At 39.6% G+C, this 1190-nt stretch carries 1 protein-coding gene; it reads left to right on the forward strand.

Annotated elements, in window-relative coordinates:
- The first annotated feature begins 73 nt into the window (after positions 1 to 73).
- A protein-coding gene (locus ACED29_RS21135) for an IS3 family transposase (RefSeq protein ID WP_223419165.1) occupies positions 74 to 1176 on the forward strand; the annotation gives its coding sequence in 2 pieces (ribosomal slippage) (positions 74 to 338 and positions 338 to 1176; 1104 coding nt in all).
- The last annotated feature ends 14 nt before the right edge of the window (positions 1177 to 1190 follow it).

Below are 1190 nucleotides of genomic sequence, written 5' to 3' on the forward strand. Positions count from 1 at the left end.
ATGTAACCCTCCCTTAAAGTCAGAATGTTTTAAATAGAGTTTTCCATTTACACTAAACCAAATGGAGAATCACATGAAAAAGACACGTTTTACTGAAAGCCAAATTATCAATATCCTCAAAGAAGGCGAGTCTGGCGCACTCACGGTGCCTGAGTTATGTCGCAAACATAATGTAGGTCAAAGCACCTATTACAAATGGAAATCAAAATACGGTGGGATGCAAGCCTCAGATTTAACGCGTATGCGTGAATTAGAAGCCGAGAACGCCAAACTTAAAAAGATGTTTGCGGATGTCAGCTTACAAAACATGGCACTCAAAGACATTGTTGAAAAAAAGCTATAAAGCCAGCAGAGCGAAAGGTATTAGCCCACTATGCCATTAATGAATTTGGCCTAGGTGTTGTGTTGGCTTGTGATGCGTTAAGTATCAGTCGTTGCACATTTTATTATCAACTTAAACGTGTCGATGATAATGACATCATTGAGGCTGTATCAGACATTGCAGAGAAACATAAGGCCTATGGGTTTCGGAAGATATTTAAGCGACTACGGCTCCTAGGGCATAAATGGAACCATAAACGTGTGTACCGTATTTATTGTGGTTTGAAGCTTAACTTACGGCGTAAAGGCAAAAAGCGCTTACCTTTTCGAGAGCCTGAGCCACTAGCCGTTCCTGGAAAGGCAAATGAATGCTGGTCAATGGATTTTATGAGCGATAACTTATTTTCTGGAAAGTCGTTTAGAACATTTAATGTCATTGATGATTATCATCGGGAAGCTTTAGCTATCGAAGTGGATTCGAGTTTGCCAGCTCAGCGAGTGATACGAGTACTTGATAGGGTTGCCGCTTATCGAGGTTATCCAAAGCGGTTAAGACAAGATAATGGACCTGAGTTTATCTCACATGCAATTGAGATTTGGGCTGAACAACACGGCATCAAGTTAGATTTTATTAAGCCAGGTAAACCTACGCAAAATGCGTATATTGAACGATTCAACCGCACTTATCGAAATGAAGTATTAGACAGTTACTTGTTCAATAGCTTGACTGAAGTTAGGGAAATCACAGATAGTTGGATTGAAGAATATAATTATGATCGGCCACATGAATCACTGAATGATTTACCGCCCAAACTGTATGAGCGGTTAAATAAGGAAAACTCTCTTAAAATATGATCGATATAAGGGAT

This window comes from Shewanella sp. 5S214, assembly GCF_041439795.1.
Classification (GTDB): domain Bacteria; phylum Pseudomonadota; class Gammaproteobacteria; order Enterobacterales; family Shewanellaceae; genus Shewanella; species Shewanella vesiculosa.